General features: G+C 59.4%; 13 protein-coding genes and 1 other RNA gene. 4 read left to right on the top strand and 10 right to left on the bottom strand.

Annotation, left to right across the window (positions count from 1 at the left end; all coding sequences use genetic code 11):
- Positions 1-306 precede the first annotated feature (306 nt).
- The 9 genes from KGB07_RS14040 to KGB07_RS14000 form a co-directional block, all read right to left on the bottom strand.
- Positions 307-1563 (bottom strand): integrase domain-containing protein, encoded by a 1257-nt coding sequence (locus KGB07_RS14040; protein ID WP_223465679.1) that lies wholly within the window; start codon positions 1561-1563, stop codon positions 307-309.
- Between the two features lie 187 nt (positions 1564-1750).
- Positions 1751-2147: a transfer-messenger RNA gene (ssrA, locus tag KGB07_RS14035) on the bottom strand.
- Positions 2148-2241: 94 nt separating this feature from the next.
- Positions 2242-2520 (bottom strand): hypothetical protein, encoded by a 279-nt coding sequence (locus KGB07_RS14030; protein WP_046038678.1) that lies wholly within the window; start codon positions 2518-2520, stop codon positions 2242-2244.
- Between the two features lie 330 nt (positions 2521-2850).
- The gene (locus tag KGB07_RS14025; protein WP_046038679.1) at positions 2851-3126 is read right to left on the bottom strand and encodes a hypothetical protein; all 276 of its coding nucleotides are present in this window, start codon (positions 3124-3126) and stop codon (positions 2851-2853) included.
- A gap of 202 nt (positions 3127-3328) precedes the next feature.
- Positions 3329-6139 carry an FAD-binding and (Fe-S)-binding domain-containing protein gene (locus tag KGB07_RS14020; RefSeq protein ID WP_223465678.1) on the bottom strand — a complete coding sequence of 937 codons (2811 nt, stop codon included), beginning with the start codon at positions 6137-6139 and terminating at the stop codon, positions 3329-3331.
- On the bottom strand, positions 6136-6807 hold the full coding sequence (locus KGB07_RS14015) for a lactate utilization protein C (RefSeq protein WP_223465677.1): 672 nt from the start codon (positions 6805-6807) through the stop codon (positions 6136-6138). Before KGB07_RS14015 ends, KGB07_RS14020 begins: the two co-directional genes overlap by 4 nt.
- Positions 6807-8261, bottom strand: a complete 1455-nt coding sequence (locus tag KGB07_RS14010) for a LutB/LldF family L-lactate oxidation iron-sulfur protein (RefSeq protein WP_223465676.1) — start codon at positions 8259-8261, stop codon at positions 6807-6809. Before KGB07_RS14010 ends, KGB07_RS14015 begins: the two co-directional genes overlap by 1 nt.
- The gene (locus KGB07_RS14005; protein WP_046038683.1) at positions 8258-9082 is read right to left on the bottom strand and encodes a (Fe-S)-binding protein; all 825 of its coding nucleotides are present in this window, start codon (positions 9080-9082) and stop codon (positions 8258-8260) included. Before KGB07_RS14005 ends, KGB07_RS14010 begins: the two co-directional genes overlap by 4 nt.
- Before the next feature lie 150 nt (positions 9083-9232).
- Positions 9233-10927: a lactate permease LctP family transporter gene (locus KGB07_RS14000; protein ID WP_223465675.1), complete on the bottom strand. Its 1695-nt coding sequence runs from the start codon at positions 10925-10927 to the stop codon at positions 9233-9235.
- Positions 10928-11188: 261 nt separating this feature from the next.
- Between KGB07_RS14000 and KGB07_RS13995 the strand changes: the two genes are divergently transcribed.
- Positions 11189-11956 carry a GntR family transcriptional regulator gene (locus tag KGB07_RS13995; RefSeq protein ID WP_046038685.1) on the top strand — a complete coding sequence of 256 codons (768 nt, stop codon included), beginning with the start codon at positions 11189-11191 and terminating at the stop codon, positions 11954-11956.
- Positions 11957-12127: 171 nt separating this feature from the next.
- Here KGB07_RS13995 and smpB read toward each other — a convergent pair whose 3' ends face one another.
- Positions 12128-12610, bottom strand: coding sequence for an SsrA-binding protein SmpB (gene smpB, locus KGB07_RS13990; RefSeq protein WP_008057382.1), 483 nt, complete (start codon positions 12608-12610; stop codon positions 12128-12130).
- Positions 12611-12728: 118 nt separating this feature from the next.
- On the opposite strand from smpB, the gene KGB07_RS13985 reads away from it, so the two are divergent.
- Genes KGB07_RS13985 through KGB07_RS13975 form a run of 3 tightly spaced genes read left to right on the top strand, consistent with a single transcriptional unit; the run spans position 12729 to position 14881 of the window.
- Complete coding sequence (locus KGB07_RS13985) at positions 12729-14132, top strand: sodium-dependent transporter (protein ID WP_046038688.1); 1404 nt, start codon at positions 12729-12731, stop codon at positions 14130-14132.
- A gap of 7 nt (positions 14133-14139) precedes the next feature.
- Complete coding sequence (locus KGB07_RS13980) at positions 14140-14574, top strand: type II toxin-antitoxin system RatA family toxin (RefSeq protein ID WP_046038689.1); 435 nt, start codon at positions 14140-14142, stop codon at positions 14572-14574.
- On the top strand, positions 14567-14881 hold the full coding sequence (locus KGB07_RS13975; protein ID WP_046038690.1) for an RnfH family protein: 315 nt from the start codon (positions 14567-14569) through the stop codon (positions 14879-14881). Before KGB07_RS13980 ends, KGB07_RS13975 begins: the two co-directional genes overlap by 8 nt.
- Positions 14882-15127 lie beyond the last annotated feature (246 nt).

The following is a 15127-nucleotide window of genomic DNA, read 5'->3' as shown; positions in this document are numbered from 1 at the left end:
GCAATCGAGCTGAGTGGCACCCGCTGACACCTATCAACTGCAAACGGCTGGTCAGCGCGAATGCAAACGACTGGTCAGTGGCAATGCAATTAGGTGGTCAAGTGGGATGCAATTACGCAGAGTCCATGCGAGCGGGAATGCGGAGCCTTCCCGCTCGCATGGACTTAGTCGAAAAGGCCCCAAGAGCAAGGCTTGCGGCGGCGACAGTCGCCACTTCTGTCGCCATGCTGCAGGCCAGGTATTACAAGGGTTGTCGCCGGTGTCGCCGCTGTCGCCAAATCAACCATCACTCCATCTGGGGAGCGCTCACCGTATCGGCACAACGTTGTGGTCCCTGGTTTGATTGATCGCAGATGCCGACAGGTTGCCAGTGGCCGCTTTCTGGATGTGCTCACTCCACCAAGCCATCATCGGACGCCGGCGTTCGATGTAGTCAGCTCGGTTGTAAGCGCTTCGGACTTCGTCCTTGTCGACATGCGCCAGCGCGACTTCGATCAGCTCCGGATCCCACCCATGCTCGTTCAGGATGGTGCTTGCCATGGAGCGCATGCCGTGGCTGACCAAGCGGTCCTGGAAGCCCATGCGTTTCAACGCCATGTTGGCAGTCTGACTGTTGGCGTGGGTGCGCGGGTTTCTATCTGCCGGGAACACGTATTCCCTGTGGCCGCTGTGGGGCTTGAGCGTCTCCAGTAACGCGAGTGCCTGTTCGGTCAGCGGGATGGTGTGCGGACGACGCTTTTTCATGCGCTCCGGAGGGATGGTCCAGATGCGTTTGTCGAAGTCGATGTCTGCCCATCGGGTGGTAGCCGCTTCGGCAGGACGGGTCATGGTGTGCAGTTGCCATTCGATCAGGCAGCGGGTGATCCGCTTGATGCTGGCGTTTGCGATTTCGATCATGAGCTCGGAAAGCTCATCGGGTCGTAGCGCGGCCATGTTCTGTTTCTTGGGTTTTTTAAATACTGCGCGAATGCCACTGAGGGGGTTCGCAAAGATCAGTCCTGAATTGACCCCGTAGGTCATGATCTCGTTGAGCCGTTGGCTCAATCGCTTCACTGTCTCGAGGCTGCCTTTGGCCTCGATTGGGCGAAGCAGTTCGATGATCATTGGGGCGCTGATTTTTGAAAGCGGCGTTGTTTTCAGGTCTGGAAATACATGCAGCGTGAGCGACCGCCAAATGTCCTCGGCGTAGGCCGGCGTGACCGAGTCTTTCTTAAGCTCGAACCAGGCGGTGGCCACGTTCTCGAAGGTGTGTTCCGTTTCTGCGCGCTTGGCCTCATTCAGCGTATCGCGCTGCACCTTCGGATCGATGCCTTGGGCGAGCAGTTCGCGTGCTTCGACCGCCATCTTTCGGGCGTTCGCCAGCGAGAGCTCTGGGTAGGTGCCCAAGCCCATGTTGATGCGGTTCTTGGTCACCGGTTCACGGTAATTGAAATTCCACAGCAGAGAGCCGTTGCTGCGTACACGGAGTTGCAAACCGTCACCGTCGGTGAGGACGTAATCCTTGGGCGCGGGTTTGACTCCCTTGAGCTGTCGATCAGATAGGCGGAGGGCTGGAGCAGGCATGAGATTTTCCTCAGGCACTGATTTGGTATTCCAAAGGTTAGCACCGAATGGGTTGGAATACCGTTTGGAATACCCGAATGGCTGGAACTAAAAAAATCTCAGAAGACCGCAAAAGCGCTGGAGGCCGCGTATTTACTGGATCGCAGGCACAAAAAAAGACGTCCGTGGACGTCTTTAGATGATGAAGTGGTGGAGCCGGGGGGATTTGAACCCCCGTCCGCCAGTACTCCGCTGTCGGTACTACATGCGTAGCCGTGTCTATTAAGTTAACCCTCAGCGACCCGACGGGCAGGGTGCTTTGGGCGAGTTGTGTAAGTTTTAGCCGCTTCGTCCACAACGTACTGCACGGCGATTCTGTTCTATATGACAATCACTTTGGGTTTACAGACATCCCCTGGTGATTGCTGGACCCGAAGGTACCAGAAGCTCAGGGCTAAGGCTGCTTACGCAGCGAGAGCGAATTCCTGGCCGTAGTTATCGTCATTGGCAACTATAAGTAGTTGCAACAGTGGATTTACGAGTTCTGTTACCAACTCGGCATGCACCTAAAGTTTCGCAACCGGCGTCGAATCCTAAACGGCCCCGAGCCTGATGCTCTGTGAATCAAGTGAGCAGCAGGCCTATACAGTGTACGTCATCGCGCCCCGGAAGGCCAACCCGAAGGTTGACCACCACAGATCATGGGTTTGGCTGGTTGCTCTGTCTGTCAGCGAGTGCCAATGCCTGGGTGGCCTCGGTGACGCATTTTCTGTCGTCTCCGGAGGCTTGTGAGGCTTCGGCGCTGGATATCAGCCTTTTGATCTCCATTGAGGTGTTTGTGGCGTTCGCCGGCAGCGCATTCACTTTGCCTTTGAGCTCTTGCAGCTTGCTCGTACAAAGGTTGTTGTCCGCCGCAAATACAGGAGAGGCCAGCATTGCTGCTGAAATGAACAGGCCAGCGAGTGTGGTGCGTTTCATGGGTATCTCCTTGAGCTGATGGTCTCAGTGCTGCCGTATGAACGGACGGCCAAGCCGAGCCCGAAAAATCAGCCACGATCTGATGGGGCCTACCTCAAAGACTACGATTCAACGCAAGAATTCGGTTTTTTCAGACAATGTGTCGAGCTTTTCCAGGGATGGGGGGACACATTTCCAGAGACCAGATGCAACAAAACCCGCAACTGGCGGGTTTTGGTTTGCTTCGTAGCGGGCGCAGCCGGGCTTTGAACTCCCGGCCGCCAGTACTCCGTTGTCGATGTACGCCAACGTGGCCCGCAAGGTCAACCCGAAGGTTGGCCTTGAACTGAGTTACTTCCCGCCTTTGTGCGCGTTCGTGACGTCCATAATGGTTTGGTTGGTCTCGGCGATGCAATCATTAGTACCTGCCTTGGTGCCTTTTGCCTGGTCGGCTTTGGCTTTCTTGACGGAGGCCTCCACCTGGTCAAGCATTTCCCCGGGAATCTGTGCCTTGCCGTTTTCGATGGTTTGCAGGTTGACCGCGCATTGGTCTTTTTCGGCCGCAAACGAAGTGGAAGCCATCATGGAAGCAGCAACGAACAAACCTAAAAGCACAGAACGATTCATGTGTTTCTCCTTGAGCTGAAGGGCCAGACATTGCTGGCCATCAAATCGGTCTACCGAGTTTTTGGAAGGTTCCGCATTAGCGGGACTTCATCAGTGGACTGCGGCGGCACATCAGGGTTCTTTTTTCTGCTGTAGAGCTGTCGATTCCGACAAGAAGCGTTAACGAAGGGCACCTTTATGCACCTTCCTTTAGATCCTGCTATCAGGGCACCCTAGCCTGGGTAACGCGGTCCACCAGATAGACTAGTCCGTGGTAGTCAATGCCGCCATGTTGCGTCAAACCGATCTCACAGGTGCGGCTGGTGGAGATCCCCTCGCTGCATTGCTGCACCGCGTCCTTGAGCGTGCGCAACGAATGGGCGTTCAGTTCCGGGGTGGTGAAACCCTTGTCACCGGCGAAGCCACAGCAGTGAATACCTTCGGGAATGATCACGTTTTTGCTGCACTTGCGCGCCAGGTCGATCAGCGCCTGGCTTTCCCCGAGGTGCTGGGTGCTGCAGGTTACGTGCACGGCGATGAGGGCCTCCTGAGGCGTGAAATCCAGGCGATCCATCAGGTGAGTGCGGATGAAGCGTACCGGGTCATACAAGTCCAGACGGACTTCGCCGAGGTCTTGAACCAGGCGCAAGGTGCAGGGGCTGGTGTCGCAGTAGATCGGGTCGAGCCCGCCACGGCTGGCGTGGAGCAGGGCGCCGATCAGTTCCTGTCGTTTGTGTTCGGCTTGTTCGGCGTAGCCTTTGGAGGCGAATGGCTGACCGCAGCACAGGTTGTCGAGGTTGTCCGGGAAAACCACCTGATAGCCGGCCTTTTCCAGCAGGCCTCGGGTCTTGTCGTGCAGCGACATTTGCTCCGTGTCGCCCGCCGCCGGACCCATGACGCGGGATACACAGGCCGCAAGATAGACCACGCGCGGGCGCGCATCCGTCACCGTCGGGCTGAAGCGAATGGCTTTTTCCGGTTGCGGCATCGCGTTGGTCCATTGCGGGACCTGACCCTTGGACAGGCGCGTCAACGTTGCCGACAACTTCGCCAATCTCGGCGCCCCCAGCAATATACGCGCACCATTGGCCACGTGCAGGGTGAAGCGTGCACCTTGCAGGGCCGTGGCGAAATGTCCTTCAAGCCAGTTGGCGGTTTTCGTATGCGTCGCCTTCCGGCTACGCAGCTTTTTCACCAGTTCGCCGGTATTGATGCCTACAGGGCAACGCTGTGCGCAGAGGCCGGTCGCGGCGCAGGTATCGATGCCTTGATAGTCGTAGGCGGCTTCGAGTTCGGACGTATCGATGCCCGCGCGTTTCTTCGCCTGGATGTCGCGCCAGATCACGATGCGCTGACGCGGGCTCAGGGTCAGGCCTTTCGACGGGCAGACCGGTTCGCAGAAGCCGCACTCGATGCACTTGTCCACAATCTCGTCAGCGGCGGGCAAGGGCTTGAGGTGTTTGAGGTGGATTTGTGGGTCTTCGCTGAGCACGACGTCCGGGTTGAGAATGCCGTTGGGGTCGAGCAGTCGTTTGAGTTGCCACATCAACTGGTAGGCATCGCTGCCCCATTCCAGTTCAACGAACGGTGCCATGTTGCGCCCGGTGCCGTGTTCGGCTTTCAGCGAACCACCAAATTCCACCGCCACCAGTTGCGCCACGTCGTCCATGAACGCCTGATAGCGTGCGACTTCTTCCGGGTTGTTGAAGCCTTGGGTGAAGACGAAGTGCAGATTGCCTTCCAGGGCGTGTCCGAAAAGGATCGCTTCGTCGTAGTGATGTTTGTCGAACAGTTCAATCAGGCGGTTGACGCCGATGGCCAGCTGTTCGACCGGGAAGGTGACGTCTTCGATGATCACCGTGGTGCCGGTCTTGCGCACGGCGCCGACGGCCGGGAAAGTGTCTTTGCGGATGGCCCAGAGACGGGCGTTTTCCTGCGGGTCTTCGGTGAAGTCGACCTGCTTTTCCACCGGGAACGCCTTCAGCGCCGCCATGATCTGCGCCAGTTGCTCGTGCAGCAAGGTGGACGACGCGGCGCGGGATTCGATCAGCAAGGCGCAGGCATTGTTCGACAGATGCTGTACGAAAGCGGGCATGCCGGGTTTGTCCTGCACCGAGCGCAGGCTGCGGCGGTCCAGCAGTTCCACGGCCGACACCGGTTGGCTTTTCAACACAGTGACCGCGTTGCAGCAGGTTTCGACATCCGGGAACACAATCAGGGCAGAGGCCTTGTTCGGGTGGTCGATCACTGTGTCGTAGGTCACGGCACTGATGAACCCGAGCGTGCCCTCGGAACCCACCAGTAAGTGGCTCAAGATATCCACAGGCTCGTCGAAATCCACCAGGGCATTGAGCGACAGGCCGGTGGTATTTTTCAGACGGTATTTGTGGCGAATTTTCGCAGCCAGTTCGGCGTTTTCCCGGGTCTCGCGGCCCAGGGTCGCCAAACGTTCCAGCAGGGCGGCGTGGCTTTGGCGAAACGCCGCGACGCTGGCGGCATTTTCAGTATCGAGACGACTGCCGTCGGCCAGCACCAGACGAATGCCGGCCAGGGTGTGATAGGTGTTTTGCGCCGTGCCGCAGCACATGCCGCTGGCATTGTTGGCGACGATGCCGCCGATCTTGCAGGCGTTGATCGAGGCCGGGTCCGGGCCGATCTTGCGCCCGAACGGTGCCAGCCAGGCATTGGCCTGAGCGCCGATCACCCCAGGTTGCAGGCGGATTTGCGTGCCTTGGCCGCGAATTTCGCGAGCGTTCCAGTTATCCCCCAGCACGATCAGTACCGAGTCGCTGATGGCTTGGCCGGACAGGCTGGTGCCGGCGGCGCGGAAAGTCACCGGCACCTGATCGCGTTGCGCCAGTTGCAGCAGTGCCACCACTTCGTCTTCGGATTCGACGCGGATCACCAGTTGCGGAATCAAGCGATAGAAACTGGCGTCGGTGCCGAAGGCCAGGGTCGACAGCGGGTCGTCGAAACGTCGCTCTTGGGGAATCAGTTGCTGTGCATCACGCAGGAAAGCAGCCGGTAGACTCATTGGTCCTCCAGGATCAGTACCACCAGGTCCTTCGGACCGTGGGCGCCGTACGCCAGCACTTGCTCGATGTCGGCGGTCTTCGACGGGCCGGACACTAGCAACGCGTTGGTCGGCATGCCCTGGGCCCATTCGAACTCCTGCTGCACCTGATAGAAGTTGTCGCGGATTTCGCTGGCCTTGAGCAGAGCGAAATGCACCGGTGGCACCAGGCTCATCAGACGTGGTTCTTCCCGGGTCGGCCAGAGAATCAGGCTGCCCGTGGCAGCGATGGCGCCGAGGGTTCCAGTGATGCTCGCCGGGGTGTCGTTGAACAGCTCAGCCTTCCATTCTTCAACCGGACGGTCGTAGGCCTTGAGCATTGGCAGGTCGGGATTATTCGCCCAGTGCTGCGTGATCCTTTGGCCGTGGGGCGTTGTCGGTGCGATCAGCAGACTCGGCAACTGGCGGTCCTGCAGCAATTGCGCGAGTAGCGTCGGCCACTGTTCACCGGACGTCAGATGAATTTCCGTGTGCACCGCTTCCATCAATTTGCGCAGTTGCGCAATGCGCTGCTCCGGCGCGTAGGTGTAAGGCTGGGTCACCAGATCGACATCGAAGTCGTCAGCCACCGGCGTGGTGCCTGTCAGGCTTTTACGCAGCTTGCCGAGGATATTTTGCTTGGCGCTCATCAACGGTCTCCCTGTTTGGCCAAATGTTCGCGGGCCATGTCATGCAGCGAGCGGGCAGCGGGTTTCGGTGCGCTGTGGTTTTGCGTCCACGGGCCGACGTTGCTCGGCGTGAGGGCGCGCAAACGGGTGGCGAAGAAACCGAACAGGCGATACAGCGTCGGCGAGCTGTTGAGCTTCGCCCAGGCGTTCCAGATGAACCGCTCCTTGCGCGAGTACTTGCTTCCTTGGCCGCGCATCACTTGATGGGGGCTGTCCGGGGCTTTGACGTTTTCCTCCCGAAGGCGCCGTAACAGAGCAGGGATCGGGATTTTCACCGGGCAGACTTCACCGCAGGCGCCGCACAGCGACGAGGCGCTCGGGTGATCCGGGACTTTCGCCAGGCCGACCATGTGCGGGGTGATGATTTTTCCGATAGGCCCGGGGTAAACCTCCCCATAGGCGTGACCACCGATTCGGGTGTAGACCGGGCAATGATTCATACAGGCGCCGCAGCGAATGCAGTTCAGGGTCTGGCGCAGTTCGCTGTCGGCAAAGGCCTGGCTGCGGCCGTTGTCGAGCAGTACGAGGTGCACTTCCTGCGGGCCGTCGAGTTCATGTTCCTTGCGCGGGCCGGAGATCATGTTGACGTAGGTGGTGATTGGAATTCCGAGGGCCGAGCGGGTCAGCAATGACAGCAACGGCACCACGTCGCGCAGGTTTTCCACGACTTTTTCGATACCGGTGACGGCGATGTGCACGGGTGGCACGGTGGTGGTCATGCGACCGTTGCCTTCGTTTTCCACCAGCAGCAGGGTGCCGGTTTCGGCCACGGCGAAGTTGACGCCGGAGACGCCGATGTCCGCTTCGAAGAATTTCTGCCGCAGGACTCTGCGGCCGATCTGAATAAGTTGGTCTACGTCCTTGGTGTATTCCACGCCAAGTTTGTCGTGGAACAAGGACGCGACCTGACCGGCGTTCTTGTGGATTGCCGGCATGATTATGTGTGAAGGCTTCTCGTGGTCGAGCTGGACGATGTACTCGCCCATGTCCGATTCCAGGCATTCAATGCCCTGTTCAGCGAGGAAATGGTTCATCTCCATCTCTTCGCTGACCATCGATTTGCCCTTGATCACTTGCCGCCCCTCGTGAGCGCGGATGATCGAGAGGACGATGCCATTGGCCTCGTCCACCGTTTCCGCCCAGTGCACTGTCACACCGTTGCGGGTCAGGTTCTGTTCCAGTTGTTCGAGCAACTCGGGCAACTTGGAGAGCGCGCGGGCACGGATTGCATTGCCCAGCGCACGCAAGTGTTCTCTTTCATAGGCATCGCTGAACGCCGCTGCCCGTTTGGTCATCAGTGAATCCATCGCCTTGCGAAAGTTGCCTCGCAATTGCGCGTCACCCAGTGCCTTGCGGGCGCGGGTGCGGAAATCTTCTTCTACGGCGACCGTAGGAATAATCGTCGAGGTGCTCATCGGGCACCTCCGGTACGCTGCCAGAGGAAACTGGCCAGATGCTGACCGCGCAACGCTTCCTGCTGTTTTTCCAGCGAGCCGTTGATGTTCATCAAACAACCGCAGTCGGCACTCAACACCTTGTGCGCGCCAGATTCCTTCAGCGCCCGGGTCTTGTCAGCCACCATCGCGCCGGAAATGTCTGGCATACGGACGCTGAATGTCCCGCCAAAGCCACAGCATTCACTTTCGTGATCGTGATTGACCCGTTCCACGTTGCTCAACTGCGCCAATAATTCGCGGCCGTGCAGGTGGGTGTTCATCTCGCGGCGTGCCGAGCACGAGGTGTGCAGCGCCACTTTCACTGGCTCGCCGCTGTCCTTGAGCTGCACCTTGCAGACAAACAACAGGAACTCGGCCAGTTCGTAGGTTCTGGCAGCCAGCGCCTGGACCTGTTTCAACGTGTCCGGCTCGTCCTTGAACAAGTCGGCGTAATGTTCGCGCAGCATGCCCGCGCAAGAACCCGACGGCACCACCACCGGATAGTCGCCGGCAAACAGCGCCAGTTGTGAGCGCGCCACGGTCCGTGCCTGTTCGGTGTAACCCGAGGTGTAGGCCGGCTGGCCGCAGCAGCTTTGCCCTTGCGGGTATTCGACACGAATGCCTTCGCGTTCCAGTAGGTGGATCGCATCCATCCCGGCTTCCGGGTAGAACAAATCGACCACGCAGGTCCCGAACAGGTAGACCCGTGACGGTTTCTCGCTGGGGTACTGCCGAGGCTCGGGCAGTGGCGGGGCGACACGGGTCGCATTCGGCACGGCGTTGTAAAAAAGCTCGCTCATCAGGCGGTCTCCGGGTGGTCCCGGTTATTCGTCTGTCGAGGCTGCTGAATATAGAGCCGGAAGCTTTCAGCAGCCTTACAGACCGGGGTGTGAATAGCGGACGCCGGGGGCGTGGCCCAGCGTCGGTTTTTATCGTGTTGCCTGTAGCCCTTAGTGCACCAGCATGCCGGTGAACCAGTAGGCCTGGGCCAACGTGATCAAGCCGACAATCGTTGCAAAGAATAGGCTGTGCTTGAGGGTGAAGCGGAACAGATCCGATTCTTTACCCACCAGGCCGGTCGCGGCACAAGCCACGGCGATCGATTGTGGCGAGATCATCTTGCCGGTCACGCCGCCACTGGTGTTCGCCGCCACCAGCAAGGTGTCGTTGACACCGATCTGGTGTGCGGTGGTCGCTTGCAGCGAACTGAACAGGGCGTTGGACGAGGTATCGGAACCGGTGAGGAACACGCCCAGCCAGCCAAGGAATGGCGAGAAGAACGGGAAAGCTGCACCCGTCGCCGCCAGTACCAGGGCCATGGTCGAGGACATGCCCGAGTAGTTGGTCACGAAGGCAAACGCCAGCACCATGCCGATGGACAGGATTGGCCAACGCAGTTCGTAGAAGGTCTCCTTAAAAGTGGTCAGACCAATTTTGAGATTGACCTTCAAGACCAGCATCGAGATGAGCGCCGAGAAGAAAATCGCTGTGCCAGTGGCGGAAATCGGGTCCAGTTTGAACACTGCCGGAATGGCGGTTGGCGCGGCCACGATCGGTGCAACCTTGACTACCATCTGGTCCAGGTGCGGGATGGCGAAGTTGAACACGAAGCTGTACATCGAACCGCCGGCGGCGAACATCGCCTTGAACGGCTTCAGGGTCCAGATGGTGACCAGTACGGTCAGGATCAGGAACGGCGACCAGGCCTTGAAAATTTCCCCAAGGCTGTAAGGCGAAGCCACGGTGGTGCGCTTCTGGCCGAAACCACCGACGCTGGCGCTCACCACGGAGGCCGAGACAGCGCCGACGATGTGTTGGCCAGCGGCGCGTTTTGGTTGCCAGACTTTCAGGAACAGGGTCAAGGAAATCAGGCTGGCCAGGGCCGAGGTGATGTCCGGCAGTTCCGGGCCGATGAAGTTCGAGGTGAAGTACTGGGTGACGGCAAAGCTCAAGCCGGCCACCAGGGCTGCCGGCCAGGTTTCCCGTACGCCGCGCAGGCCGTCCATCATGAACACCAGCCAGAACGGCACGAACAGCGACAGCAGTGGCAGTTGGCGGCCGGTCATGGCGCCGATCTTGAACGCGTCGATGCCGGTGACTTGCCCGGCAACGATGATCGGAATGCCCAGGGCGCCGAAGGCCACCGGCGCGGTGTTGGCGATCAGGCACAGGCCAGCGGCGTACAGCGGGTTGAAGCCAAGACCTACCAGCAGCGCGGCGGTAATCGCCACGGGTGCACCAAAACCGGCTGCACCTTCGAGGAAGGCACCGAAGCAGAAACCGATCAGCAGGACCTGCAGGCGCTGGTCATCGGTGATTGACAGGACCGAACTGCGGATGACTTCAAACTGCCCGCTCTTGACCGTCAGTTTGTAGAGGAACACCGCTGCCACGATGATCCAGGCAATCGGCCACAGGCCATAAGCGAAACCATACCCGGCGGCGGCGAACGCCATATCGACCGGCATCTGGAAAGCGAAGATCGCCACCAGGATCGACAAAGCCAGGGTGATGCTGCCGGCCACATGCCCTTTGAGGCGGAACACGGCCAAAGCCAGGAAGAAAAATACGATGGGGATGACGGCGGCGAGTGCGGACAGGCCGAGGCTGCCGAGCGGGGTATAGAGCTGTTGCCAGGTTTGCATATGGGGTGGCCCCTAATTGTTGTTGGTCAGGCACTGATCAGCGTTCTTGGATAATTGGTAAGACCAATTTACAATCGCTGTTGGCTAGGGTAAAAGCCTTGTAGGCGGTGTGTCAATTTGCCGCCCTAAAACTTTTGTCGAATGCAAAGTGCGCAGGTCGTCTGTCTGGTATGACCAAATGCGCTGTGGCAGGTGCTGGCGCGGCGCCGATAGGCCAGAATAGAGCCCCGGCGAGCCGTCGGATCGTGGAGTAATCGAGTTATGGGGTTTGATCAGATTCGTCAGCGCCGTTTGTCTGACGATATTGTCGAGCAGCTTGAGGGCATGATCCTCGAGGGCACGCTGAAAGCGGGTGAGCGCTTGCCGGCCGAGCGCGCGCTGGCCGAGCAATTTGGCGTGTCACGCCCTTCGTTGCGCGAAGCCATTCAGAAGCTGACCGCCAAGGGCCTGCTGGTCAGCCGCCAGGGCGGCGGCAACTATGTGGTGGAATCACTGGGTAGCACCTTCAGTGATCCCTTGTTGCATCTGCTGGAAAGCAATCCCGAGGCGCAACGCGATCTGCTGGAGTTTCGCCATACGCTGGAAGCGTCTTGCGCCTACTACGCGGCGTTGCGTGCCACGGAGGTGGATCGCGAGCGGCTGACCGCGGCATTCAACGAATTGCAGGACTGCTATTCGCGTCACGAAGAAGTGAGTCGTGCCGAAGAGGGGGCGGCGGACGCAAGCTTTCACCTGGCGATCGCCGAGGCCAGCCACAATGCCGTGTTGCTGCACACCATTCGCGGGCTGTTCGACCTGCTCAAGCGCAACGTGGTGACCAACATCGGTGGCATGTACAAGCAACGCACTGAAACCCGCGACATGCTGATCACGCAGCACCGGGAGTTGTATCAGGCGATTATCGAAGGGCGGGCGGAGCAGGCGCGAGAAGTTTCCAGTCGACACATTCTGTATGTGCAGGAGGTGCTGGAAGAAGTGCGTCAGGAAGTGCAGCGCATGGCCCGGGCGGAGCGGCGCAAGGGGATGTGAGGCGGTAGCTTGATTGTGGCGAGGGAGCTTGCTGTGGCGAGGGAGCTTGCTCCCGTTCGGCTGCGCAGCAGTCGTTAGCAGTTTTTGTGAGGGGGGCCGTCAAGCGAGGGGCGCTTCGCACCCCAGCGGGAGCAAGCTCCCTCGCCACAAAGTCGCATCAGGGCAGAAAAATCAGTCTTCCTTGCCCTTGTTGCGCACCGCGCGCTGCAACTCGCGACCGGCGTCGCGTTCGCGCTCGGTATCGCGCTTGTCGTATTCCTTCTTGCCCTTGCCCAGGGCGATCTCGCACTTGACCATGTGCTTGCTCCAGTACCAGGACAGGCACACGCAGGCGTAACCCTTTTGCTGCACGGCCGCGGCCAGCTTTTCCAGCTCGCGCCGGTTGAGCAGCAATTTACGGGTGCGCACCGGGTCCGCGATGACGTGGGTGCTGGCGGTCGTCAGGGGCGTAATGTGGCTGCCGAGCAGCCAGGCTTCGCCATCCTTGAGCAGCACGTAGCTGTCAACCAGCTGCAGCTTGCTTGCCCGCAGACTTTTTACTTCCCAGCCGGCCAGGACCAGACCAGCCTCGAAACGATGTTCGATGAAGTAATCGTGTCGCGCCTTTTTGTTTTGCGCGATGGTCCCTGTTGGGTGTTTCTTCTGTTTAGCCATAGGGGCGGCATTATAGGGAGTTGCACGCGAGTCGGCTACGGTGTTGCTACGTGCTTGAGCAGGTTGATTGAATCCCGGACAATGCGGCCTCTTTTTTGAACGCTTGGGCGTGATAACGATGTCGACAGACAAGGTTTCTGTCCACGGCAGTTGGGCTAGCCGCTGGGTCTTCATACTCGCCGCGACCGGTTCGGCCGTGGGGCTGGGTAGTATCTGGAAATTCCCGTACATGGTCGGCGTCTATGGCGGCGGCGCCTTCGTGTTGATGTTCCTGGCCTGCATCGCGCTGATCGGGGTGCCGGTCATGCTGGCGGAAACCCTGATCGGCCGGCGTGCCCGGCAGAGCCCGGCCAATGCATTGAAGAACCTGGCGGTGGAGGCGGGGCACTCGGCCAAATGGTCCTGGGGCGCGTTTGCCGGGATGATCACGGCGTTGCTGATCCTGTCTTTCTACAGTGTGGTCGGCGGCTGGTCGCTGGACTACATCATCGACATGGGGCGTGGCGATTTTCAGGGCGCGACGCCTGATCAGGTGGGGGCTTACTTCGGCAATGTGATCGCCGATCCCTGGCGCCTTACACTTTGGCACACGATTTTCATGCTGTTGTCAGCGGTGGTGATCGCCAGGGGCGTGGTTGCCGGGCTTGAGCGCAGTTTGCGCATCATGATGCCGTTGTTGTTCGTGATGATCCTGGTGCTGCTGGGCTACAGCATGACCACCGGGCATTTCATGGACGGCGTGCATTTCATGTTCGACTTCCACCCGGAAAAGGTCCTGGACGGCTTGTTGCCCGCGATGGGGCATGCGTTCTTTTCCCTGAGCGTGGGCGTCGGCTCGATCATGATCTACGGCGCCTACATGCCGAAGAACTCGTCGATCTCAGGGACGGTTGTTGGTGTGGCGCTGCTCGACACCTTCGTTTCCCTGGTGGCCGGCCTGGCATTGTTTCCGATTGTTTTCGCGGCGGGCCTGAATCCGAGCGAAGGGCCGGGGCTGATGTTCGTCAGCCTGCCGTTTGCCTTCGGTAACGTGGCGTTCGGGCAATTGATGGGGGTGGTGTTCTTCGTGCTGGTGGCGGTCGCTGCCTGGAGTTCGGCAATTTCCCTGCTGGAACCGATGGTGGCTTACCTGGTCGAGCGCACTAAAGTGAGTCGTACCTGGGTGACCTTCTGGCTGGCTTTCAGCTGCTGGTTTGTCGGCCTGGGTACGGTGTTCTCCTTCAATATCTGGAAAGAGGCCAAGTTCTTCGTGAACGAAGGCGGGATGTTCCACCTCTACCAATGGGGAGCCGCGGGTGGCCTCGACTTCTTCGGTGTGATCGATTTCTTCACCTCGCGACTCATGCTGCCGCTTGGCGGTTTGTGTTTCGTGGTGTTTGCGGGCTGGATCATGGGGCGTGAAGCGGTGCGCGACGAGCTGTCGATCCGTAACCCTGCGCTGTTTGGCCTGTCCTTGTTCTTGATGCGCTATGTGGCGCCCATCGGCATTCTCGTAGTGTTTGCCGCCCAGCTGTGGAAGTGACGCTGACATGACGACACACATTTCACGTTCGGCCTTGCTGCCGTACCCGGCGCAAGCGCTGTATGACCTGGTCAACGACGTGGCGCGCTATCCGGAATTTCTGCCGTGGTGCTCGTCCGCCGAAGTCCTGGAGAGCTCACCCGAGCATATGCGAGCGAGCGTCGGCGTGGCGAAGGGCGGGCTCAGCCAGCATTTCGTGACGCGCAACACCCTGGTTCCGGGGCAGTCGATCGAAATGAACCTCGAAGAGGGCCCTTTCACCCAATTGCATGGCATCTGGGTATTCAAGGCGCTGACCGACAAAGCCTGCAAGATCAGCCTCGATTTGTCGTTCGATTATGCCGGACCATTGGTTCGTGCCACCCTGGGGCCGCTGTTCAATCAGGCGGCCAACACTTTGGTGGATGCGTTCTGTCAGCGCGCCAAGCAGATACATGGTTGAGGTCATGATTGAAGTCGAGGTGGTCTACGCGGCCGTAGACCGTCAGGTGCTGCTGACAGTGGTCGTACCTGTCGGAACGACCGTGCGGGCGGCCTTGCACAGGTCGGCCGTGGCAGAAGAGTTTCCGGAGCTGGATCTGACCCATTGCCCTGTGGGGATCTTCGGCAAGTTGGTAGCTGACGCGGAGAGTCGGGCAGTCCAGGCCGGGGATCGCATCGAGATTTACCGCCCGTTGCTGGCCGATCCGAAAGAGGTGCGCCGACTGCGCGCGGCGAAAGCTGCCGAGGCCAAAGCGCGGAATCAGTGAGTGGCTGGAACGCCAGACAATAAAAAGCCCGGGCATGCCGGTAATGCCGATCAGTTAAGCCTCATTGCTTGACCTTTGGCCGCAAGAAATCAAAATCCGATGCCTGAATAGGCATCGGATTTTTTATGCGTCTGGCTCGGGCACTGGAACTGACCCACAACTTCGTCTCGACTCCCAATTCCCTCGAGGGATTGGACTCGTTGCTTGATCCATCGCTGGTCGAACAGGCCTTGGAACAAGCCGGTG

This window comes from Pseudomonas sp. GL-RE-26, from assembly GCF_019956275.1.
GTDB lineage: Bacteria > Pseudomonadota > Gammaproteobacteria > Pseudomonadales > Pseudomonadaceae > Aquipseudomonas > Aquipseudomonas grandcourensis.
The sequence above is the reverse complement of the archived record's forward strand: the minus strand, read 5'-3'. Positions and strand labels throughout refer to the sequence as shown.